This window comes from Rhizobium sp. J15 (genome assembly GCF_002531825.1).
Classification (GTDB): Bacteria; Pseudomonadota; Alphaproteobacteria; order Rhizobiales; family Rhizobiaceae; genus Rhizobium.
Window position 1 is genome coordinate 1 of the sequence record NZ_NWSX01000008.1, and the last position, 23,134, is coordinate 23,134.

Sequence of the window (23,134 nt, forward strand, 5' to 3'; positions counted from 1 at the left end):
TCCGATGTTTACGCGGCTTTCACCGGAGGGATACGATGTAATTTGGACCGGGCAACATGATTGCCATGGGACGCAAGCTAACTGAGACTCCTGCGCGGGAAACTTTCAGGCGAAACTCCATTGCATTAACTACAACTAGACAAGTATCGCTGTTGCTGTTCAACCTTGCGTTATGTCTGACCGGTTGATTCTCCTGAGTGATGATGGCGCGCAGCTCGATGCTAACGTTGAGATGCATGAGCGAGGACTCATCCTGCACAGTCGCAGCGGCACGAGCCGCAACCGCGACTACCGCGCGGCACTCGAAATGCTTCTATCCCGTTTGGACCACGCTCAGATCGCCTACCGAATCTACCTCGACAGCAGGCCGGTTCAGGGGGTCAGTCTTTCCGAGCGCGAGCTTTCTTTTGATCGTGTGTCGCCGGTCGAAGCGAGGTTTCGCGAACTTGTGCGGGCGATGAATAAGGACAGCCCCAGCAATGGCGCTCTGCGGCGGCTTTTGATTGAAACCCCTGGTACGGGACTTGCGCGGCTCCGCGAAGTCGTCGAAGGCAAAAGCAACATAGTCCGCCTTTCCGCCAGCGAACTGCGGAAGGTGAAACCATCCCATATACATAAGGCGGTCCGAAAGCTTCTTGACGGCGGTGATGCCCCTAACTTTGCTCCATCGCGGGATTATGATGCTTTAACCGATACGGGCATTCCCCTAGCGCCCAAAAAGGTCTTCGGTCTGGCCCTTGAGGAAGCGCTTGGAATAGAGGCTTATCCTGCCCACTTTAGCGCGGGATGGGGTCAAATCTGCTTCGAGCTGCTCGAAGAAGCTGGCCTCTGGATCACGCCGAAAAAGGGGGGCGTTGCCCGTCCCAAGCCTGACCCCAAGAAGTTAGAATTGGAGCTGGCTGATTTTGCGCCGACCGAAGAGGAGCGCAGTTGGATAGAGGGTAACCCGAGAATCGTCTCCCACCTAAAGCGTGAAAGAGCCTCCGGTCTAGCAAAAGAAAAGCGGGAAGCTTTCATTGCAGAACATAAGCGGCTTTTCTGTGAGGATTGTAAGCTCGACCCTGTTGAGCGATATGGCCCTGAAGCGGGGGCCGCGTGCATTGAGGTTCACCACCACGGAACTCACGTGGCGAACATGCAGCCTGGACACAAAACCAGCATGGAAGACCTCAAGTGCTTGTGCGCAAATTGCCACCGCGTCCTGCACCGCAAGCTTACTCTTGGCCTCTCGATCTTGTTTTGATCACTTTATGATTTTAGAAAGTATCGGCTTAGGCGGGCGTCGCTTGTGTCATTGCCATTGTTCCACTTCAATTTGGCAATAACCATAAACAAACGAATCATCCCAGCCAGCGTTACAATAGAACTTGCACCCCATTTCGCTCCTCTTACGCTGAGGATTGTTCCACGCGCCCATAAAGCGAACGGAGCCGGTGTTGCGAACTTCAGTTTGCTTAGCTCGCCCAGTTCCCGAGATAGCTTTCTTCCCTGCCGGCAATGGCTTGGGATACCATACATCATGACGCTCATACCGATCGCAGTTCGCTGAACCGTAAATCCGACAGTACTCTTTGCCGCCGGAAATATGGCAGCGTGGATTGCGAATTGTGACGCCGGAAGGTTGAATCAAATCCGCTGCGAGCAGCATATTCATCGGTATAAAAAATATTGCAGCCAAAACTACTCTATTCATGACCCCAACTCCATGAATTAGAAGAAGCTAAATAATGGGCGCGTGGTTGTTTTTAGTCAACGGTATTCTTGCTCAGCGTGCATAGTCACAGGTCGCACAAATAGCGTCCGGCGCGATGCGCGAGCCACCGACTCCAATTAACCTTTGCGCAAGAATTCAGACGGCAGTCTTACGGCCTCGACACACTGGCGCGCTTGTTCAAGCAGCGGCCCCCCGGAGTAGACGCCGAAGGTCATTCCTTGACGCTTGTGCCCGACCACGACGGCGATAGTGCTTTCAGGCTGTCCTGCCTGCTCGGCCTTGGTGATGAACCAGCGGCGGAAGCTATGGAAATTTACAAGACCCCTGCGCTTGCCTTCGCGCCTGTCCTCGACGCCGACACTGCGGCGGTAATCAGTGAACTCATTGGAAGTCTTGAAGGACCGCTCACGGAGCGACGTGGATTTCTTCACGCCAGGCCATTCGGGGAAGATATCATCGTTAGGCAGCTTCCCCTTTTTCCTTCGCTCGATGATCTCGACCAGGTCGGGGTGGATGGGGCAGAGGCGTGGCCCAGGCTCTTTCTTTTGGGGCTTAAATATGAACACCCCATCATCTCGGCAGCCCTTCACCTTGAGGCACACAATGGCGTCCAAGCGGGCACCGGAAAGGGCAGCAATCCTCATAAGGTCGTCCATCTCGGGCTTGGTGGGTCCGCTGAGCAAAACCCTGACTTCGTCGTCAGTAAACGGACGCTCCTTCTGGTCGGTCGTCTGCTGAGGCTCACGCAAGCGGCGTCCCTTCCAGACATTGGAATCGACCTCATGCCGGTTCTCTAACCATGTCCAATAGACCGAAAGGCGGCTAACGTATTTGTTGAGGGTGACAGGGGTGAGGTTGGCAGTGAGGTCCGGAAGCTCATCGCAAAACCGCACGGCCTCCTTCTTGGTCATCGATTGAAGATAAGGCGGCACACCGGCCTTTTCGCACCAATCCTTCAAGAGTTTTATGGCTCGCTTATCGTCTGCCAACGTGCGAGCCTTGACGTGTGACATCCCTAGAAACTTTTGGTGATGAAGATCGATTGGTGTCTTGTCCCCGCGCGCTAACTGAGAAAAATCCGTAGCGAGGCGCAAGCGATCGGGGTCGAAAACTTCACTGCCGTCCTCGTCAACGGCGATCGGTCGACCTGCAAGGGACTCCGCCTGCCAATCGATCTCCTCATCTATCTCGTCTCGCTGCGTCGGATCGAAAGCACGCTTACGCTGGTCGGCAAATCGAACGGCCTGCTGCATTGCCCGCTCACGGCTTACTGATCGGGCGGCCTCCAACGAGAGTGATGGGTTTTCCGCATGTGCGATAGTGGCTTTGAGGTCGGCTATGACATCCCATTTGAGCCGGTTCGCTTCTTTGAGGCTGTCCGTCCCGAGTGATTTCTTCAGTTTGGTGCCAAGTTCCGCACGCAGCTTTTTCGGCACGTTCACTACAACGCGCCATTGGTTGCCGTGAAGTTCCAAAAACATGCGATCAGATGAGAGGGCCAAGAATGCCTCCGAGTACCCAAGAAAGTACCCATATCTAGTACCACAGGCATCTGAATTTCAATAAGGATTTGACATAGAATAGAAATTTCTTAGGCGGGGTTGTCTCCCGCTTAGCTCCACCACGCTTCGCCCTTATGGGCTTCGCGCGGCGCAGCCGCGGGAAACCATTAGGCCGAAACATTGATGTGGTATGTTTATATTCTCCGCAGCGTTGATTTTCCCGATCAGGAATATACCGGGTCTACCGCAGATCTGAAACAGCGCTTTGCCGCTCATAATGCCGGAAAATCTACCCACACTGCCAAATTCGCACCGTGGAATTTGCTCTGGTACTGCGCCTTTCCCGACAAATACAAAGCCCTTGAATTCGAAACCTATCTGAAATCGCATTCCGGCAGGGCGTTTGCCAGCAAGAGGTTGGTCCAGTCGAATCTCGATCCAAATCGCCGCGTCAAGCGAAAGACCGATTCCGAATAAGCGCCAGTACGTGCGAAAGCCGAATAGCTGGAGCAGGTGAGATGCTTGGCGTATTCACAAAGAAAAAGCTTTAGGCGCCCTAGTGAACTCCGGTAGGCTCGCTCCCTCGAGCCGCATCCACACCACCACCATCACTCTTTCAGCGCTTCACCACCCCGCACCGACACCCCGGCGGCCTCCATCCCCGCAAAGAACCGCTCCTGGTCCTCCACCCGCGCCAGCCGCTTGATCACTTCGCGTCTGACGTTCGGGATCAATGCGGGTGCCTTGCTGTTGATCCAATCGAGCTGCTCCTCAGCCTCCTGCGTTTTCCCGCGGGCGCCGAGGATGGAGAGCAGGACCAGGCGATGCATCGGGTTGTAATTGAGGTCGGACATGCGCGACCATAGTTCCGCGGCCTGCGTATCGCCGCGCATGAAGGCGCAGAGCGCCATTCCGACCTCGTAATAGCCGCGAGGGCCGGCATTCTTGCCGACGGCCTCCGAAATCAGCGTGCAGCCTTTATCCCACTCCCCCGACATCGACAGGCGCAGGCCGTATTCGCCTGCCACCTCGGTATCGTTCGGATTGCTGGCATAGGCGGCAGCGCCGGCGACGAGCGCGCCGGCCGGGTCATCGCCGAAAAAGTCGGCGAGCATCAGCGCCTGGAGCGCGCGCGCATTCTTCGGGTCGAGCCGCACGGCGCGTTCGGCGAGTTCCTTTGCAACGCCGAGTGTTGCGGACGTCGATTTCATCTGAAGCTGGTACGAAAAGCGGAACTCGTCGAGATGGATCAGCGAAAGGAGGGCGACGATATTCGAATCGGCCGGCGTTTTTTCCACGGCCTGCTGCAGGCAGGATTTCGCCACCGCCTGAGCCTGCACGGTCATTTCGCTGCGGTAGCTGTAGTAGGACAGAATGCACGAGAAAGCATCGGCCTTGCCGGCAATCGTGGCGGTATCGCTCTGGAATATCACGCCGAACGGGCGCGCGACCGCCGTCGCGATATCGCCGGCGAGGCTTGCTTGCGTTTTCGGCGTGCCCTGCACCGTCATGTCGGCATCATAATTGCTGGCCCAGATCACCGCCGCATCCGACCGCCGCACGAGCCTTGCCGTCGAGTGCAGCTTGCTGCCCTCGAGCCTCACGCTTCCCTGGAGAGCGTAGAGCGCTTCCGGCGAAGCTTCGCCGTTCTTATTCCGCGGCATGGCGGTCACGACGACAATGTCGTCGAAGCGGACCAGCTTTTCGATGATTTCATCGGTCATGACGCGGGAGATGTCGGATGCAAGCTTTCCCTCGGAGCCGCTTTCGAAGCGCTCGACGATGATGGTGGGGCGATGATCGGCTGCCGATGCCGTCTCGCGTTCCGGGCCCGGCGATCTCATCTGCTGAAATACGGTGGCCGCCGCGGCGATGATAATCACCGCGCCCGCTGCCAGCAGCCGATATCGCGGCCGCGGCAAGCGCTGGTTCATTGTGTCCCGGCCGACTGTATCCTCGACCACATCGGCCTGTTCGGCGTCATTCCCTGGCAATCCCGGCCCTGGCAATCCCGACCGATCGGACTGATCGAGCGGCAGCATGTCCATGGGCTCGGCGCCCCTGACCGCTTCGAAGACCGGCGCGTAGCCGCCCTTGGGAATTGTGATGACGATCCGGTCGGCGCTGCCGTCTGTCAGGTAGTAATGTTCGAGTTCCCGTCGCAGCCGGCCTGCTTCGATACGGACGCACGGATCCTGCTGGGCATCGAAGTTCGCATCCCTACCGAAAACGGCCTGTGCGATGGTGAAGGCTTTCAGGTAGTCGCGCCGGCCTGCAAGCGTTTCCGTGACGACGAATTCGAGAAACTTTCTTGCCCGTTCGGGAAGACGAAACTCCCGGCTCGAAAGAATGCGCTCGAGTTGCCGCTGCACCTCTTCCTGCGAAGGGCCCCGCCTATCAACGCCTGCATTCTGCATCGGCTTCCCCCCGGATTCCGATTGCGGACAACTCGTAGCATGCTGCCCCAACAATAGTCCCGACCCGGCATCACGGCAATGCCGCCCAGCGGAGTAGCCTGCTTGATGCCGAACGAATTCAATGAATAACCAATGACCGGCATAAGACACAATTTGCCGAATGCCACCGTAGGATACCGTATTCTACCGGTGAGGACATGTATTTTACTGCCTTCGTCTCTTAGCTCGCTCTATCATTACCTTGTATTATGGAGGAAGCTGCGATGACGTCACCCGAGACCTCTACTCCCCATGCCATGACCAGCGCGGAGGAGCTGCGCAAACGTGCTCTGGAGCTTCAACTCCTGGAGATGGAGCGCAGCGAAAAGATCAAGGCGCGCGAAGCGAAGAAACATGCGGATTTCGTCGAGGACTTTTTCCGCAAGCAGATCGGTGAAACGGAACGCACCGTCATCAAGCGGCTGGTCATGAAGGCGGCCGCGGACGGCAAATATGAGGCGCTGATCTACAGCTTTCCATCGAGTTTCTGCACGGATAGCGGCCGGGCCATCAATAACGGTCTGCCCGGATGGCAGAAGACGCTGCAGGGAAAGGCAAAGGAACTTCTTGAACTCTTCGAGGAGGTTGCCAAACCGCAGGGTTATGGGCTGAAGGCTATGATCATCAACTTCCCGGAAGGCATGCCGGGGGACGTCGGCTTCTTCCTCACCTGGGAGCCGCCTGTCGATTGACCGGCAGAAGCGGGAACGAAGGAATATCACCGTGAAAGCGACCGAGATCGAGCGCAAGTTCCTCGTGCGCAACGATAGCTGGCGCGATTGCGCCGGCATGTCACACGTGTTGCAGCAAGCTTACCTGTCACATGATGAAAACTCCGTACGTGTCCGTTTGATCGACGGCCGTTCCGCCTGCCTGACGATCAAATTCCGCACGGCGGGGCTAGCCAAAGACGAATATGAATACGAGATTCCCGTCGAGGAGGCGCGAGACCTGCTTCTTCATGCGGCCGGTCATATCATTGAAAAGACTCGCTACCGCGTCCTCCATGACGGAAGAACCTGGGATGTCGACGTCTTTGCCGGAGCCTATGAGGGATTGACCCTCGCAGAGATCGAAATGGCAAGCGAAGATGATCGGCCCGACCTGCCCCAATGGCTCGGACGTGAGGTCACGGGCAACAAACGCTACTCCAATCGCGCCATGGCCGCTGCCCTGTGCGAGCCGCATCAGGCGCGAATGGCCGGAGCAATGCCAGGAAAAGTCTGAACGGCTTTCCATCTGGAACGGTCCGGCGCTTTCGCAAGATCCCGAACCGTTCGAATAACCTATTCGTTCACGATGGTCCAATTGGCGTCCGGGTTGAAGTCCTTGATCGCGGCGGCGCGCTGTTCCGTCTGCGGTCCGAGATCGCGCTGGTAGATCACGCTCATGCCGTTGACCATAAAAGTCTGCACGCCGGTGACCCGATATGTGACCGGCCAGGCGATGAGCGCAAAGCCGCCGGTCATGTAGCCGTTGACGATATAGCTTTGCTTGCCGCCCAGCACATTGTCGCCCTGGGCGGTCAGGATGCGATAGCGATATCCGAAATAACCCTCGCCGCGCTTGGCGGCGCCGAAGGCGGCCGTTTCGACCAGGCCGCTTGCCGGGCTTTCTTCGGGATAGACATTGGGATCCCAGTAGAGGCCGTCCAGCTTGCCCGGGCTGCTGATCAATCTTTTTGCGAACTCGTAAATGCCGTCGCCATCGCGGTCGGCGGAGGCATAGTCATACTGCGCCGCCACATATTCATGCATGGTGTCGATCGTCGCCAGCTCGTTTTCGCCGATGCGGCGATTGACGATCTCCTCGAGGCCGCGTTGCGTATCGAAGGACCATTTGCCGTCCTTGTTCTCCGTCAGCGGAAACGGCAGCGGCCAGAGCCGATCGCCGATCAGCACGATCTTCGCCCCTTCGGCGTCCTTCAAGCTCATCCGCCGCCCGGCGCCCTCCCGGATCAGGCCATAAGCGATCATGGCTTCGTTGCTGGCGCGCAGCCTGTCTGCATTCAGGCCAAGTACATCGGCGAGATCCCCGATATTATCGGAGCCGAGCACCGATTTCAGTCGATCGAGCGCCGCATCCGGGCTGTCGAACTGCGGTGAAGGCGTTGCCGCCTTGTATTCGGCGAGATCCGTCTGTCGTCCTTGTGAGAGCGCCGGCGTTGCTTGCGCCGCGCAAAGCGCTGTGGCGAGCATGAGCGGGATTACGATCGATTGAGGTCTCATGACGTAACTCCATGGGTCGTAATGGGTGTCATCGCCGTCCCCTGCCGCCACCGCCGCCGCGGCCGCCGCCGCCGCGCGACGGCATCGGGCGCGAGTGATGAACGGGACGCGCCGACTGGCGGTGAGCGCCCATGCTTTGCGCCCCCCGTTTCGAGGCGACGACCTGCTGGCGGCCGGATTGGACATTGCCGAGTGCGCTCGGCTGGCGTCCGCGATTGTCGGGCCTGGCGGCCATCTGCGGTTTGTTGGCCCGGTTGACCGATTTCTGCGTGGGTTTGGACGGGCGATTGGCGGATTTTTGCGGACGGTTTTCCGGGCGGGACACGTTCTGGCGATTGGCGGCCGTAGGCTTCGCCTGCGGTTTGGCCTTCAGCCCCTGCACCGTTCCTTTTCTGATATCCTCCGCGCGCGCCGCGGTACCGCGATTGCCCGGTCTCTGTGCCGCCTTCATGTCCGAGGCCTTGTTGCGCAGCTGGTTGCGATTGTCGGCCTGAAGCCCCGACTTGATCGTCGACCGGTCCAGCTTGGCAAGCTGATCCTTGCCGATGCTGAGCTTGCTGCGGTCGACATTGGCCCAGTCGACATCATTCCATTTCATTTTTCCGTTGAAGTTGCGGTCGTTCAGGCAATTGTTGCAATCGATGTCGATATCGCCGTCCCAGCGGCCGCCCCACACGCCCCAATCGTCCCAATTGACGATGGCCGCCCAGGTGAGCCCGGTGACCGCAGCGGCAAAGAACCCCGCGCCCGGATAGTAGTAGTTGTCGTAGTAATCCGGATAATAGGAGATCGGCGCCGCCGCATAGTCCGGCTCATAAAGCATTTCCGGCGGATATTGCGGGATGTAGATCTTCTCGGGATCAGTCGGCCGGATGATGACGTTGTCGTTTTCGGTGACAACGGTCACCTTGTCATCCGTCTTGATGATGTTTTTTGCCACCGCCTCGTCGCGAAGCTGCTGAATGGCGATCAGGACGTCCTTCTGCTGATTGGCAAGCGCATCGGCGAGCGACTGGGTCCAATCGAGATCCTCGCTCATCATCTTGATAATGTCGGGGTAGTTGAGCAGCGAAACGACGCTGCCGTCCCAATCGCTTTTAGGCTTGAGATCGGCGTTCTTCTTTTTCGCGTCAAGAAAGCGCTGCGCTTCGATGATCTGCAGGGGAAAGAGCGATGCTGCCGAAATCGCAGCCACCAGCTCGTCCGGATAGAGCGCGATCCGCGCCACCAGCACCTCGAGTTCATCTTCCGAAAGAAGGGTCGCCGCAGCTTGTTCTGTGCCCGTTTGGGCAGGCGCGGCAGCCGGGGCGGGAGCCTGCGCTCGCGTGGGAAAGGCCGGCTGCAGCGCGATGATCGCCAGAACCGACAATCCACCCAGCAGTTTGCGGGAAATTGCTTTCATCGCACGTCGACCTCCCCTGAATCAGTTGCATGACGAATGTGTTCACGGAGACTTGGGACCGGCGGCAGGCGACCGCCGGAGCATCACGATTTTCGATTGCGATATCGCCTCCCGCATCTCTTTCAACAGCGCCTCGACCAGGCCTGCATATTCCAGCCGCCGCGCCTCCCTCACCGGGAGAGGCAGCTGCTCGACACGCGCCAAAGCCTCCGCTGCGGCAGCGAGATCCTCACACATGCTGCGAAAGGCGTCGCTGACGTAGAAAAGTCGCTGCACCAGCCTCGCCTGGTCGGAAAAATAAGCCTCGGCCGTCTCAAGGGCGGACAAATATGTCGATGTGCCTTCTCCCGACGCCATTTCCGCCCCCGCCGCCGAACTGCGCTAAGCAGATGAGAGAAATTATATATCAGGCGAACCGGCTGCAGACGTAAAATACGCGATCTTACGATGCGACTCGCTGATCTCGCATTTCCACTTGCCGCACAGGCAATTTGATCCGTCGGATCATCCGCGAAGGTCTCGATAGAGATTACGCGATGCTACGGGCCTTTGCGCCGAAACGGGCCTACTATTCCGTCCTCGCTTGCGATCAATGGCTCGGCTGGACCAAGCCGGAAGGGGAGGGGTCGTGTTTCTCGACTATTTTGCCTTGGGTGTGCTGGTGTTCGTCGTCGTCACGCTCTTCTATGCGGTGATTGCCATTCACGACATTCCGCATCTGATGGCCAAGGCGCGCAATCACCCCCATCAGGACGCCATCCATGTTGCCGGATGGGTCAGCCTTTTCACGCTTCATGCGATCTGGCCGTTCCTGTTCATCTGGGCAACGATCTACCGCGAAGACCGCGGCTGGGGCATCCGGCAGGACGGAAAGCTGTCGGCGGAAGCCGAAGCGAATGCGGAAATTGCCCGTCTCCATGCCCGGATCGCCGAGCTCGAGGCGCAAACCTCGGAGCCGCAGAGGGAGAACGCCTGATGGACCTGCTTCTCATCCTGACCTATGCCGCGATCTGCTGGACGATCTTCAAGATATTCAGGATTCCGGTGAACCAGTGGACGCTCGCGACGGCCGTCCTCGGCGGCATATTCCTGATCTCCGCCCTCCTGCTTCTGATGAGCTACAATCATCCCTATTCGAGCGATGGGCGCATCTATTTCACCTCGGCTCCCGTCATTCCCGTCGTCGGAGGCCAGGTCGTCGAGGTTCCGGTGACGCCGAACGTGCCGTTGAAGAAGGGCGACATCCTCTTTCGCATAGATCCTCGCCCATACCAGTTTACGGTCGATCAGAAGAAAGCCGCGCTCGCCGAAGCCGAGCAGACCGTGCTGCAATTGAAAGCGGCGGTAGACGCTGCCAATTCGGCGGTCACGGGCGCCGAAGCCTCCAGGGACAGGTCCTTGCAGGCCTTCGAAAAATTCCAGCAGTCGAACGAAAATGCGAAGTCGAGCGGCCGGGGCGCGGTCTTCTCCGAACTCGAGGTCGAAAACCGGCGCGGCATCTACCTGACCTCCGAGGCTGCGGTCGATACGGCCCGCGCGCAAGCGGTGCAGGCAAAGCTTGCCTATGAATCCGAAATCAATGGAACGAACCCGACGGTTGCCAGGTTGCAGGCGGAATTGAAGAATGCGGAATATGAGCTCGACCAGACGGTCGTGCGGGCGCCGACCGACGGCTATGTCACGCAGGTCTTCCTTCGTCCCGGCATGATGGCCAATCCGCTTCCGCTGCGGCCGGTCATGGTCTTCATCGACAGCCAGGACCGCATGCTGGCGGCTGCCTTCATCCAGAACTCGTTGCAGCGCGTCCGTGTCGGCGATGAGGCGGAGGTCTCCTTCAAAGCCGTGCCCGGCAAGATATTCAAGGCGCGGGTGCAGGAGGTCATCGATGTGATGGCCCAGGGCCAGTTGCAGCCGAGCGGTGCGCTGATCGACCCGCAATCGCCCGAGCGCCTGGCGGCCGGGCAAACGCTGGCTCGTATCGAGCTGCTCGAAAATACCGACGAATATCAGCTGCCGGGCGGGGTGGTCGCGGACGTCGCTGTCTACACGCACCATTGGCACCACGTCGCCATTCTCCGCAAGGTCCTGCTGCGCATGAGCAGCTGGATGAACTACGTGTTCCTCGAGCACTGAAAACGGGTGCCGCTCCTGGAGCCGTCGCCGATGCGATTTGGGCGAGGACGGGCACAAGGGCGCCGGGGCAAGGGATAGGGAGCCAGCCGTGATAGGAAGTCTTCCGATGTTGCGGGGCCTTGCCGGCTTCAACAAGGACTGGCTCCGCAGTGACATTCCAGCCGGGCTGTCGATCGCCGCCGTCGGCTTGCCGAGCGCCATCGCCTATCCCGCCATCGCCGGCCTGCCGCCGGAAATGGGCATCTATGCCAGCATCGTCGCGCCGATCGCTTATGCGATCTTCGGTCCCTCCCGGCTTCTGGTCGTCGGCCCCGATGCTGCGACCATGACCGTGCTGGCGGCCGCCATGGGCGCCATCATCGCAGCCGAACCCGCTGGGGCGGATCCCAATAGGGTCGCCATCGCCTCGGCCCTTGCCCTCGGCGTCGGCATCCTCTGCATCGCGGCAAAATTGCTGAGGCTCGGCGTTCTCGCGAGCTTCCTGTCCCGTCCCATCCTCGTCGGATTTTTTGCCGGCGTGTCGCTGTCGATCCTTGTCGGGCAAATCGGCCGATTCACGGGGGTGAAGATCGAATCGGACGGATTGATCCCGCCGCTCGCCGAGATGCTCGCCAAGAGCGGCCTGATCCACTGGCCTTCGCTCATCCTCGGCCTCGCCATGTTCATGCTGCTATGGATTGTCCGGGCCTTTCGTTTCAGAATTCCAGGCCCTGTTCTGGTGGTCGTCCTCTCGGTCGTTCTTTCCGCGGTCTTTGACTTCGAGGGCCGGGGCATCGCCGTCGTCGGCGACATTCCAAGCGGACTGCCGAGCTTGTCCCTGCCCGCATTGCATCAGATGCCTCTCGACAAGATCGTGCTCGGTTCGGCCGCGATCTTCCTCGTCAGCTTCGGCGCCGGCATCGTCGCGGCCAGAAGCTTCGGGTCGCGGACCGGCGAGGAAGTGGATGCCAATCAGGAACTGGTCGGGCTTGGCGCCGCCAATATCGCGCCCGGCCTATTCGGTTCGTTTCCCGTCAGCGTCTCGGATTCGCGAACCGCGATAAACCTGGCGACGGGGGGTGTTTCGCAACTCGCCGGCCTGGTTTCGGCCGCGACCCTGATTGCTGCACTCGTCTTCCTTCAAAGCGCGTTGCGGATCCTTCCGATCCCGGCACTTGCCGCAATCCTCGCAACGGCGGCGATCAGCCTCATCGACGTTCATGAACTGAAGAAGATCTGGCGCATCAGCCGCATGGAATTCATTTTCGCGCTGATCGCCATGTGGGGCGCGATCAGCTTCGGTGTTCTCAACGGCGTCGTCGTCGCGGTTGCTGCAACCCTTGTCTATCTCTTGCGTCGGACGATGTTCCCCCGCGACGGCCTTCTCGGGCGCATCGAAGGGCGGCCCGGTTTCTTCGAACTTGCGCGCTTTCCGGAGGCTCGCCCCATCGAGGGTGCGGCCGTCTTCGCGATCCAGGGCAGCATTCTGTTTTACAACGCCGACTATGTGCGCATGCGGTTGACCTCGGTCGCAAAGGAGCTTCCCGCCGACACCAGATGCCTCGTGCTCGATGCCGGCGCCGTCACCCATATCGACAGCACCGGCTCCGCCGCGCTCGACGTCGTGGCCAAGGTTCTCACCGAGCGGAATATCGTCTTCGCGGTGGCCGACCTCGGCGAGGAAAGCCGCGGCATTCTCGAGCGTGCGGGCGTCGTCAAGGAGATCGGCCCCGAGAATTTTTTCAACGGCAGAGAAGAGGCGCTGAGAGCGCTGACCGGAAATGCCGGCGAGAGCGGCAATGCCGCTTCGGCGGGCCATGCGTTCTAGGCAAACCGGAGGGAGAAAGATGGACGAGAACTACGAGCCGAGACAAACGGACGGAGAGGCCCGCGTCGGCAGGGACAAGAAGAAAAAGAAATGGGATTACGACAAGGAAATCGGCCGGCTGCAGGTGGAACTGGCCCATCTGCAGGCCTGGGTCAAAAAGGCGGGCGCGAGGGTCGTCATCATCTTCGAGGGACGAGATGCCGCCGGCAAAGGCGGCATGATCAAGCGTATAACCGAAAAGGTCAGCCCGCGCGTCTTTCGCGTCGTGGCGCTGCCGGCGCCCACCGATCGCGAGAAGTCCCAGATCTACATGCAGCGTTATATCGCGCATCTGCCGGCGGCCGGTGAAATCGTCATCTTCGACCGCAGCTGGTATAACCGCGCCGGCGTCGACCGCGTCATGGGATTCAGCAGCGAAAAGAAAGCGCAGCGCTTCCTCGAACTGGCCCCCCGCTTCGAGGCCGCGATCGTCGAAAGCGGCGTCATTCTGCTGAAATATTTCCTGACCGTCACCGAGGAGGAGCAGGAACGTCGTTTCCGCCGCCGGATCGACGACCCGGTGCGGCAGTGGAAGCTCAGCCCGATGGATGTCGAATCCTATCAGCGCTGGTGGGACTATACGCGCGCCTATGACGAGATGCTGCGGATGACCGACAGCAATCATGCGCCGTGGTGGATCGTGCCTTCGGATGACAAGAAACGCGCCCGGATCAACTGCATCTCGCACATCCTGCAGTCCATCCCTTACGAACGCGTGAAGTTCGAAGCGCCGGATCTCGGGAAACGCCAGAAGCGGCCGGCTGACTTCATGGAAGACCGCAGCGTCCGTCACGTTGTGCCGGATGCGACGTCGTAAGGCGACCTCAGCTGAAGCAATTCCCAGGCAAAGCGGGAAGCGGTTTTGCCGGAAATTGCATCAGGACAAAAGGTTGGAGCGGTTCTGCGTTTGCGTGAAAAGCTGAACCGCTCTCGAACGAGGCGGACGGGATGCAGCCATGGAGAATACAGGCGATCGGGCGGCGCAAGCAGCGGGGCCGGGGCAGATTTCGATAGAGGCAAGGATAAGCGATCTCGTCCGATTGGGCATTATCGGGCTTTTCGCCTATTGGACCTTGGTTCTCATCGCCCCCTTTGCACTGATCGTCATCTGGTCGGCCATCCTTGCGATCGCGCTTTTCCCGCTGTTCGAGGCGCTCTCTCGGGTGATTGGAAACAGGCCCGTCATCGCCGCCATCATCATCGTCGTCTTTTGCCTTGTCCTGATCATTGCGCCGCTCGCCCTCGTTGCGGTCAATTTTGCCGATGCCGCGCAGATGTTGATCGGCAAATTGTGGACGGAAAACTTTACGCTGCCCTCGGCGCCGGCCGCCATTCGGGAATGGCCTGTCGTCGGCGAACGTCTTCATGACATCTGGAATCAGCTTGCCGGCGATCTGGCTGCCACCGTCGTCAAGTTTCAGGCGCCCATTCGTGAAGTTGCGGCCGTTATCGTCGCAAAGCTCGCCTCGATCGGCGGCGGCGTGTTGAGCTTTGTCGCTTCGATCATTCTTTCCGGCATATTTCTGACGAGGGCGGCACCGCTGGCTGGGGCAATACAGGTGCTGGCGAGCCGGATCGCCGGTGAAAAGGGCGTCGGCTTTGCCCGGTTGGCCGGAGCCACGGTGCGCAACGTATCCCGGGGCGTCATCGGCGTTGCCTTCCTGCAGACGCTCCTCTGCGGCTTATGCTTTGCCGTCTTCGGCGTCCCGGCGCGTGGGGCACTGACGTTCGTGATCTTCATGCTCTGCCTGATGCAGCTCGGGCCTGGCCTCGTGCTTCTTCCCGTCATCATCTGGTCGTGGTTTTCGTGGTCGCCCTCCATTGCCTTTGCCTTCACCGTCGTTGCGGTGCCGATCATGGTCATCGACAACATATTGAAGCCCATCCTGATGGCGAGAGGTCTCTCGACGCCGATGCCGGTCATCCTGATCGGCGTCATCGGCGGCACTCTTTCCCACGGGCTTCTGGGCCTGTTTCTGGGGCCGGTCGTGCTCAGCGTTTTCTATGAGCTCCTGAGGGCCTGGGCATGGCCGCAAGTGATCTCGACCGAGCCGGAAGGCAGCACAGCCGGTTTCGATGTCCAGACGGAACGCATCGGACCCGCTGATTAAATGCTTGTCGCAGCCCGCGCCGGCCGGGGCTTAGCGGCTCTTGCAATAGACGACAACCTCCTGCTCTATCTCGCGGCAGAGCTGTTCATACTCGCTGATCAGCTCTTCCGCCATCGGGCTCTGTTTTCGAAACCGGTCCAGCGCATCGACGGCAAGATCATAGGCTTCAAACATTTCCCCGAGAGCCTCACTGGTCACGCCAGCCAGAAGATGCCGGATATCGGGGAGTCTCAACATCAGTTTTCTGCGACCGCGCTCCTGGCTCATCGATCAGCTCCGTATTCAAGACATGCCCGCAATGGATACGAAGTGATGAAAGCGCCGGATCGTTCCCTGGATCACAAATAAATGTACCGATTCGGCAGCGAGGCGCCGGGAGGTGCTGCGCTTGAGACAGGAAAACTCGCATCGCAGAACTGGCTTACGTCAACCAACGCTCGATAATGCGAAGCGGCTCTTGCAACTCCAAGCTCCTGGGCTATGATGCTTTAGAAAGTGCTTACATAATTGCGTGATCTTGTCGTAGGGGCGAGCATGAGAAACGCAACGCAGGCCAATGCGTTCAGCAGTCTTGGGCCGACGGCTGAGGAAATCTGCCGACAAGTCGAGCGAATTCTCGCAAGTGAGGAATTTCACGCGCCGAAGCGCGGTCGAAATTTCCTAGAATTCGTCGTCAGCGAGACGCTCGCCGGTCGGTCGAGCTTCCTGAAGGCGTTCACCATAGCCAATGTGGTGTTCGGCCGGGAAGCTTCGTTCGACCCGCAGAATGATCCGGTCGTCCGGATCGAGGCCGGTCGCATTCGAAAGGCGCTGGAACGTTATTATCTCGTCGCGGGCCAGGCGGACGAGGTCATTATCACGGTGCCCAAAGGCGGGTACGTGCCGCATTTCGAATATCTGAGGGACGAACCGGCGTCGCCGCCGGCCGAGCGGGACCATTCACGGACCGAGGAACCGGCCGATCCAAATCATCCGCTTCAGCAAGAGCATTCTCCGGCTCCGCCGGCCGCTCGCCGCCTTGGAGCCGGTCTCCCGACCGCCCTCGTTCTTCTCCTGCTTGCTCTTGCATCTGCGATTTTCATTCTGCGGGGTGTACCGACCGGCTCACAACCATCAGCCCTGCCGACCGTTGCTGTCGAGCCGTTTGCGGAAAACAGCTCGGTTGCTTCGGGTTCGGATATCGCCCGTGGCCTGAGAGACGATGTCATCGGCCAGCTTGCCCAGCTCGATGACATTGTCGTGGTGACCGATCCGATAACCGGTGGTCGCGCCGCTGCTGCCGGCTACGTGCTTCAGGGCAACGTCCAGATGGACGGGACGAGGCTGCGCTCCGTTGTGCGGCTCGTGCGTCAGGCGAACGGAGCCGTCATTTGGGCCGATAATTTCGATGCCGATCTTCGTGTTCAGAACAAGCTTGCAATTCAGGCAAGTATCGCCCGGCAGATCGCCGATGCGATAGCACAGCCGCAAGGCGTCATCTTTCAGGCCGAAACAGATGTCGTCGCCGAGCCGGTACGGAAGGCGGATCAGGCTGCTTTTGCCTGCCGTCCCGCCTATGCCAGCTATATCAGGGCGATGACCGCGCAAAGCCACAGCGCGGTGCGCGAGTGCCTGCAACAGGCAACCCGACGGGCTCCCGACGATGCTGCGTCCTGGGCGCTCTTGTCACTGATTTACCTTGATGAAGTGCGATTCCGCTACAAGCTCGGCACGCCGGCTTCGGCCGAATCTCTCGAACTGGCAAACGCTTCGGCGGAACGGGCGGCATCGCTCGCCCCTGACGATCCCAAGGTGCAGCGCGCCGTCATGCTGGCGAACTTCTTCAGAGGAGATATCGACAAGGCGCTGGCGGCAGGGACCGCGGCCTATGCCGTAGATCCCAACGACGTGGAAGTCGCGGGCGAATATGGCTTGCGACTGGCGATGTCCGGAAAATGGCAATCGGGTTGCGAGCTGGTAGCCATCGCGATTGACAAGAATGCCGGTCTCAGAGGCCATTACGAGGGCGGGATGGCGATGTGCGCATTGATGAGGGGCGATATCGAAGCGGCGGAACAATGGGCGCGAATATCCGATCCCGACGGCAACCCCATGCGTCACCTTGCATTGCTGTCCATTCTCGGAGCCGCAGGCAAGATGGACGAGGCCAGGCTGGAGCGCGATTGGCTGCAAAGCCACGCGCCGGCATTGATGACGAACATCCGCCAGGAGATTTCCCTGCGCCTGCAACGGCCGGAGGATCAGGAGAAGTTCTTCGACGGGCTGCGCGCTGCCGGGGTGACCGTCGCCTCGCCTCCGGAACGGTGACGAACGCTTCGGAACGGACGGTTCCGTTATGGAAACGGACCTGTGGCGCTGAGCTTGCGGCTGCGTGAAATCTCCATGGCGATTTGAGCCGCAATCTCATCCTCGACATCGAGAATGGTTTGAATGCGCAGGTCGCGATCATATTGATTGGCCCAGACGACCGCGCCGTCGGCGCCGTTTATCAGGCGGACCTGCAGATGCAGGACGGTGCCGTCGATGAGAGCGCTTCCCTGCAGATTGAACAGCGAACCGAGCGTCGCCACGCCGGATCGGCCGGGCGCAAGAACGACGAGGCTGTCCACCTTCATCAGCTTGGCGATCAGCTGATCGGCCAGTCCCTTGGCAAAATCCGCTCCTCGGTCAGTGCCGCCGAGCGCCGCGAAGGGTTCGACGATAATCGTCGCCTTGCTTTTCGCCGGCGAGGCGGCGGATGCCGGCGGCGCTTGCGGCGTCGAAAAATAGGATGCGAGCGGACGGATGAGGACGAGTGCCGCAGCCGCGCCGATCAGAGCGGCAACGGCGACCGGCAGCAGAAGATCGCGATGAGGCCTCCGCCGCGGATTCTCGCGGCTTGGCGCCGCTGTCGTTTCGCCTGTGTTCGAGGCGGCTTCACCGCCCGAAAAGTGCGGGGCATAACCGCCTTTGGGAATGGTGATGTTTATCGGGTCGTTGCTTCCAGATACAAGATAATACCGTTCGAGTGCGCGACGGATACGCCCGGCTTCGATACGGACGACAGGATCGTTCTGCCCGTCGAAGGAGGCGTCGCGCCCGAAGACAGCCTGTGCGATCGCAAAGGCCTTGAGCTGTTCGCCGTGCCCTTCCAACGTCTGTTCCACGATATAGTGCAGGAAGCGGCGGCCGCGTTCGGAGGCAAGGAATTCCGAGCTTGCCAATATGCGATCAAGCTGCGCGCGAATGCTCGCGGGGTCCTGACGCGCCTGGCCGTCCTCTTCCTCTACCGGTGCCATCTCGACCTCCCGCGATACCGCCGTATCGGCGGCTGCATTCTTCCCTGCAGCCGCGCGCCGACCAGATCACTTTGCCGGCGTCGCAGCGCTCGCCTGCTGCGCGCGGATCGCTTGAGTGGCCGCCGCCGCGCCGCCGCCCTTGTCGTCGCCTCCGACTTGCACGGTCGGCTGCGCGAACGAGATCCCGTTTGCCAGAAACACCTCGCGGATCTTGGCGTAGGCCTTGCGGCGGATATAGGTCTGCATGCCGGGAACCGTTGTCATGGCGAAGCTTAACACGATGCCGTAGTCGGCGAACTGCTCGACGCCCTTCATCTTCAGCGGTTCGATGAAATGTTGGCCGAGTTCAGGATCTTCCATCAGTTCGGCTCCGACCTTCTTGGTCAGTTTGCGCGCTTTTTCGATGTCGGTATCGAAGCCGACGGTGATCCTGAACTTGTCGATCACCCAATCCCGGCTCAGGTTCTCGACGGCACCCAGTTCGCTGAAGGGCACCGTGAACACCGGTCCGCGATGATGGCGCAGGCGGACCGAGCGCAGGCTGAAGCTCTCCACCGTTCCCTTGTAGTCCTTGGCCTGGATGTACTCGCCCACGCGGAAGGCGTCGTCGAGCATGTAGAAGACGCCGTTGATGACGTCCTTGACCAAAGTCTGCGAGCCGAACCCGATGGCCACGCCGAAGATTCCCGCTCCCGCGATCAGCGGACCGATCTGCACGCCGAGTTGCGCCAGCACGATCAATCCGGCCATGACTGCGACGGCGACGGCCAGCGCGTTGCGGAAGATCGGGAGAAGCGTGCGGAACCGCGCACGCCGGGCCGCGTCGGCCGGCGCGAGCGATGTGGTTGTGGTCGATACCCGGAGCGTTCGGTCGATCCAGCCCCGTGCTACCTGCCAAAGAAGGTCTGCGACCACGAGGATCAGAACGCTCTTCAGGCCGCCGTAAAACAGAGCGACGGCCGTCGGGTCGCGCTGGCCCAACGTATCGGGATTGAGGCGCCAGACGAGCGCAAGCCATCCGACGGCGAGCGCGATAACCGCGGCGCGCGCGCCGCGGGCGATCAGGATTCCGCGCAGGCTGCCGGGATCGCTGGTGAAGGAGAGTGCGATGCGGCCGACGGCTCTGAGGATTCCCGGCAATACGAGTGCATAGATGCCGATCCAGAACAGGCCCTTCATGCCGACACACCAGACGAGCCACAGGATGACGAGGAAGCCCGTAATCGCCACTTTCCAGGTGCGGCTTCCCGCCCAGATCGACCACACGGCCTCGATGGCAAGCAGCAGTCCAATCACCGAGAAACAGTAATTGATTGCCTCGCTGACGGGGGCAGGAACGCCGAGCGGTTCGCCGATGGCCGCCGTGGCGACCGCAAAACAGATCACCCCGAAGAGGATCATCAGCCTTCTGCGCAGCGGGGAGTCGACTGCCGCTGCCGACAGCAGCACCGCCGCCAGTCGAAATAGGATGAACGCAGAGAGATAGGCAAGCAGCGTCAGCCGCGCGAGAGGCGGCCATTCGATCGCGAAAAACACGATGCTCATGGCGCCCGCGAATATGCCGACCGGGATAAGCCGGCCAACCAGCGTATCGCGGCGAACGGCAAACCTGCGATAGATAGCCTCGGCAACGAGGCCAAAGGCGATGAGGCCGGCGAAGATGACGAAAACCGGTGCATAGCCTCTGCTGATGGCGTCCTGCCTTGCCCTTGTCGCCGCCGCCGCCACTTCCGTCGGTATGGCAGGTATCGCCGCGACGATCTCGTTCACGCGCGCCCGCGCGCCGGCTTCCCATTTGGCCAAGGTCGAATTGGCCGATGGTGAGGGCGGTGTCGCAGGCTCGCTCCCCTGCTTGCGGCTATCAAGCCAGGCCTTGACGTCGGGATCCTGCAGAAGGCGCACGAGTTCGTCGATTTTCTTGCTCGGATCGGCCGCAGGCGTCTGCGCGAAGGCATTCAACGCGAAGAGCAAGGCGGCGGTAAAGGAAAGAAGCCATCTCAACCCGGAACTCCTCACTGCGTCAGCGTTTGTTGCTTCAGGTCGCCGTCGAGCGTCTGGTCGGCGGAACGAGGCGGTCTTTTCTTCGTCACAGGCTGCTCGATGATCGCAACCGGTGCTGCGACCGCGGTGGCGGCGACGGTGCCGATATTCGTCATCGTTCCGCCGACGACGGCCGTAATGCCCTGGCCCAAAGTGACCTTGGAATCCGTCAAGGTCTGGCCGGTCATGAGGCGTTCGCCGATGAGCTGGACGATCTCGGGACTTTCGGCAAATTTGCCGTGATTGAGCCTGTCGTGCGTTTTCACCTTCGTCAGGTCGATGGCGGTGATGCCGGCTTTTTCCAGCCTCGAGCGGTAGGGCTCTTCCGCCGGATTGATGGCGCCGAGACGGGAAACGCGGCCGGTGATGAAGCTGGAAACCGCGAGAGCCTTGTCATCCTGGGACACGAAGATCGTGAATTTGGGACGCGGATCGCCCATCTCCACATATTGCTTGGCGAAGACCTGGATGTCGATGTCGGGCGAGGCGAGGATGACGTTGCGGATCTTCGAATTGACGTGGCCGTCGCGTATCCCCATCTGCCGCAGGGATTCCATGGCAAGCCAGGTCCCCATCGAGTGGGCCATGATGGTGATGTCCTTGACGTCAGGATCGGCGGCCAGTGTGCGCAGCGCCTGTTCCAGCGCCGTGCGGGAATAATTCGTGCTTTCCTTGTCGTATTGGTAGGCGGTGATCTCAGCTCTCGACGGCCAGGTGAACAGGATCGGCGTCGCCTGCATCTTGCTGTCGTGCACGATCTGCGCCAGCCGGAAAACCGAATCCTCATAGGTGTTGTTGAAGCCGTGAATGAAGACCAGCGCATGTCCGCCCTTCACATGCTGCCGGAACCAGACGCGCCCCTGTGCGACGGTGTCGATCTGCTGAACATTGGTCACGGCAAAATCCGTGGCGGGATCGGGTGGAAGGCGTTTCGGCCACTGCACGGTGCCGGTTTCGCGTTTTGCCGGGATCGAAATCGAGATCTGGGTCAGATGCGGCTTGGAACTGCGTTCGCCGTTGAAGAGCGTCGCCGGATCCCCGGACGGCGATCGCGTGGTCGCAACCAGCATGTCGACCTTGGATGTCTGCGCCGTCGACAATGACGTTGAAACCGGCGTCATCACGCCTTCCGGATGTCCGCAACTCGTCAGAATCAAGAGAAGAAAAAGAGCCGCATTATGCTTTGCCATTCACGCATCCAGCAATCGCTCGGGGAGGAGGCTTTCTGGGCTTGAATACTAGCAGGCGGCACAGGCCGGCGCCTGTAGCATCACGTAATATCTGTTCGCTTTCAAGGCGATCGACAGGAGCGTGCGATCGCTCCTGAGATGGCGCGAGCCTGGAGCCTACGCGGTCGCACCGAAGCCGATGGCGGCGCGCAAGCGCGTATCCCTGGGGCTTTCTCCGAAAGCGCTGCGGTAGATCGCGGAAAACCTGCCGGGATGAAAAAAGCCCCAGGTCATGCAGATGTCTCGGAGGGTTTGCTGGTTCAATGGATCCCGCAGTTGGTCGTGAACGGCTTTCAGCCTGATCGTGCGCAGATAGGCGCCGGGTGACGTTCCCCGGAAGGTCTTGAAGCCGGTTTGCAGCGCGCGCAGCGAAATCCCGACTTCATCGGCCACCATCGACATGGTGAAAGGCTCGGCGATGTTGGCATGCATGTAGTCGATCGCGCGCCGGACATGCCACGGCGCAACCGCCGAGACTTTCTTTTTTTCGAAATGACCGGAAAGGCGATGCTGGGCGAAGCGGATCACCAGGTCGGCCAGCGCTTCGCTCATTGTCGACAAGGCGAGCGGGGAGGAGAGGAGCGGACCGCCGTCGCGCATGCCCTGGATGACCGTCTGCGTCAGATTGCCGATCAGCCGGCCCGCCGGGGTTGAAAGGTCCACGACGGGCTCCAGGTCGAGCGACTCGAGGGTCGGCGTTTCCAGGAGCGAAAAGAGCGTTCGTCTCACCACCTTCCAATCCAGGAAAAGCACGTCCGAGCGGTGGGGGCCGTGGACCACCCGATCGTCGGCCTCATGATTGTTTGCCATCAGAATCTGGCCTGGTCCGCCGTCCACGGTCCTATTCCCGATCGTCAGTTGGAAGGACCCTTTATGGGGAATGAAAAGCGCAAGATGTTGCGGGCTCTCGTCGAGCGTCCGGATTTTCCAGGAGGTCGGGTAAACCGAGTGAAGCGCCGTCAGCGGGCCACCCCGCCTCATGTCCGCCGCCCAGTTGAAGGCTCGGTCGTTGCCGAGCGGCTTTGCGCCAAAGACGCCGTAGCCGGTTGTGAAGGCACGCACCATCGACTCGAAGTCGTCACCTTCAAGAGTGGGCACAAAGCCGTAATCATGCTCGCGCCGCGAATTATTAGATCTTAGCCATACCATGCAGCTCGGCTCTTTCCGTTTTCCACACCCTGCCGGTCGAAACGCC

The 23,134-nt window shown here is 60.2% G+C and carries 21 protein-coding genes; 10 read left to right on the forward strand and 11 right to left on the reverse strand.

The window, feature by feature from the left end; genetic code table 11:
• Positions 1–172 precede the first annotated feature (172 nt).
• Positions 173–1,243: a hypothetical protein gene (locus tag CO670_RS09095; protein ID WP_097589944.1), complete on the forward strand. Its 1,071-nt coding sequence runs from the start codon at positions 173–175 to the stop codon at positions 1,241–1,243.
• A 48-nt stretch (positions 1,244–1,291) separates the two neighbouring features.
• Here CO670_RS09095 and CO670_RS32480 read toward each other — a convergent pair whose 3' ends face one another.
• A complete protein-coding gene (locus CO670_RS32480) occupies positions 1,292–1,693 on the reverse strand; it encodes a hypothetical protein (RefSeq protein WP_141502254.1) in 402 nt (133 codons plus the stop codon).
• Between the two features lie 137 nt (positions 1,694–1,830).
• The gene (locus tag CO670_RS09100; RefSeq protein WP_245425778.1) at positions 1,831–3,216 is read right to left on the reverse strand and encodes a DUF6538 domain-containing protein; all 1,386 of its coding nucleotides are present in this window, start codon (positions 3,214–3,216) and stop codon (positions 1,831–1,833) included.
• 183 nt (positions 3,217–3,399) lie between these two features.
• On the opposite strand from CO670_RS09100, the gene CO670_RS09105 reads away from it, so the two are divergent.
• Positions 3,400–3,693, forward strand: a complete 294-nt coding sequence (locus CO670_RS09105; RefSeq protein WP_097589946.1) for a GIY-YIG nuclease family protein — start codon at positions 3,400–3,402, stop codon at positions 3,691–3,693.
• A gap of 131 nt (positions 3,694–3,824) precedes the next feature.
• Here CO670_RS09105 and CO670_RS09110 read toward each other — a convergent pair whose 3' ends face one another.
• A complete protein-coding gene (locus CO670_RS09110; RefSeq protein ID WP_097589947.1) occupies positions 3,825–5,633 on the reverse strand; it encodes a hypothetical protein in 1,809 nt (602 codons plus the stop codon).
• 263 nt (positions 5,634–5,896) lie between these two features.
• On the opposite strand from CO670_RS09110, the gene CO670_RS09115 reads away from it, so the two are divergent.
• Positions 5,897–6,364 (forward strand): hypothetical protein, encoded by a 468-nt coding sequence (locus tag CO670_RS09115; RefSeq protein ID WP_097589948.1) that lies wholly within the window; start codon positions 5,897–5,899, stop codon positions 6,362–6,364.
• 31 nt (positions 6,365–6,395) lie between these two features.
• Positions 6,396–6,899, forward strand: coding sequence for a CYTH domain-containing protein (locus tag CO670_RS09120; RefSeq protein ID WP_097589949.1), 504 nt, complete (start codon positions 6,396–6,398; stop codon positions 6,897–6,899).
• A 59-nt stretch (positions 6,900–6,958) separates the two neighbouring features.
• On the opposite strand, the gene CO670_RS09125 is transcribed toward CO670_RS09120, so the two are convergent.
• Genes CO670_RS09125 through CO670_RS09135 form a run of 3 tightly spaced genes read right to left on the reverse strand, consistent with a single transcriptional unit; the run spans position 6,959 to position 9,659 of the window.
• Positions 6,959–7,900 (reverse strand): DUF2950 family protein, encoded by a 942-nt coding sequence (locus CO670_RS09125; RefSeq protein WP_097589950.1) that lies wholly within the window; start codon positions 7,898–7,900, stop codon positions 6,959–6,961.
• Between the two features lie 28 nt (positions 7,901–7,928).
• Entirely contained in the window at positions 7,929–9,302 is a 1,374-nt protein-coding gene (locus CO670_RS09130) for a DUF3300 domain-containing protein (RefSeq protein WP_097589951.1), read from the reverse strand.
• Between the two features lie 42 nt (positions 9,303–9,344).
• A complete protein-coding gene (locus CO670_RS09135) occupies positions 9,345–9,659 on the reverse strand; it encodes a hypothetical protein (RefSeq protein WP_097589952.1) in 315 nt (104 codons plus the stop codon).
• Positions 9,660–9,930: 271 nt separating this feature from the next.
• Between CO670_RS09135 and CO670_RS09140 the strand changes: the two genes are divergently transcribed.
• The 5 genes from CO670_RS09140 to CO670_RS09160 all read left to right on the forward strand — a co-directional run bounded on the left by CO670_RS09140 (position 9,931) and on the right by CO670_RS09160 (position 15,392).
• Complete coding sequence (locus tag CO670_RS09140) at positions 9,931–10,278, forward strand: DUF3302 domain-containing protein (RefSeq protein ID WP_088676377.1); 348 nt, start codon at positions 9,931–9,933, stop codon at positions 10,276–10,278.
• On the forward strand, positions 10,278–11,435 hold the full coding sequence (locus tag CO670_RS09145; protein WP_097589953.1) for an HlyD family secretion protein: 1,158 nt from the start codon (positions 10,278–10,280) through the stop codon (positions 11,433–11,435). Before CO670_RS09140 ends, CO670_RS09145 begins: the two co-directional genes overlap by 1 nt.
• Positions 11,436–11,523: 88 nt before the next feature.
• Positions 11,524–13,242 carry a SulP family inorganic anion transporter gene (locus tag CO670_RS09150; protein ID WP_097589954.1) on the forward strand — a complete coding sequence of 573 codons (1,719 nt, stop codon included), beginning with the start codon at positions 11,524–11,526 and terminating at the stop codon, positions 13,240–13,242.
• A 19-nt stretch (positions 13,243–13,261) separates the two neighbouring features.
• The gene (ppk2, locus tag CO670_RS09155; RefSeq protein WP_097589955.1) at positions 13,262–14,098 is read left to right on the forward strand and encodes a polyphosphate kinase 2; all 837 of its coding nucleotides are present in this window, start codon (positions 13,262–13,264) and stop codon (positions 14,096–14,098) included.
• A 139-nt stretch (positions 14,099–14,237) separates the two neighbouring features.
• On the forward strand, positions 14,238–15,392 hold the full coding sequence (locus CO670_RS09160; RefSeq protein WP_097589956.1) for an AI-2E family transporter: 1,155 nt from the start codon (positions 14,238–14,240) through the stop codon (positions 15,390–15,392).
• Positions 15,393–15,422: 30 nt separating this feature from the next.
• Here the strand turns inward: CO670_RS09160 and CO670_RS09165 are convergent, their stop codons facing one another.
• Positions 15,423–15,659 (reverse strand): hypothetical protein, encoded by a 237-nt coding sequence (locus CO670_RS09165; protein ID WP_097589957.1) that lies wholly within the window; start codon positions 15,657–15,659, stop codon positions 15,423–15,425.
• 267 nt (positions 15,660–15,926) lie between these two features.
• Between CO670_RS09165 and CO670_RS09170 the strand changes: the two genes are divergently transcribed.
• On the forward strand, positions 15,927–17,699 hold the full coding sequence (locus CO670_RS09170; protein ID WP_176538903.1) for a hypothetical protein: 1,773 nt from the start codon (positions 15,927–15,929) through the stop codon (positions 17,697–17,699).
• Between the two features lie 26 nt (positions 17,700–17,725).
• On the opposite strand, the gene CO670_RS09175 is transcribed toward CO670_RS09170, so the two are convergent.
• From CO670_RS09175 to CO670_RS09190, 4 genes are all read right to left on the reverse strand, one after another.
• Positions 17,726–18,670: a hypothetical protein gene (locus CO670_RS09175; RefSeq protein ID WP_097589959.1), complete on the reverse strand. Its 945-nt coding sequence runs from the start codon at positions 18,668–18,670 to the stop codon at positions 17,726–17,728.
• Between the two features lie 66 nt (positions 18,671–18,736).
• On the reverse strand, positions 18,737–20,671 hold the full coding sequence (locus CO670_RS09180) for a mechanosensitive ion channel family protein (protein ID WP_097589960.1): 1,935 nt from the start codon (positions 20,669–20,671) through the stop codon (positions 18,737–18,739).
• An 11-nt stretch (positions 20,672–20,682) separates the two neighbouring features.
• Positions 20,683–21,900: an alpha/beta hydrolase gene (locus CO670_RS09185; protein WP_097589961.1), complete on the reverse strand. Its 1,218-nt coding sequence runs from the start codon at positions 21,898–21,900 to the stop codon at positions 20,683–20,685.
• A 156-nt stretch (positions 21,901–22,056) separates the two neighbouring features.
• Positions 22,057–23,088, reverse strand: a complete 1,032-nt coding sequence (locus CO670_RS09190) for an AraC family transcriptional regulator (RefSeq protein WP_097589962.1) — start codon at positions 23,086–23,088, stop codon at positions 22,057–22,059.
• Between the last annotated feature and the right edge of the window lie 46 nt (positions 23,089–23,134).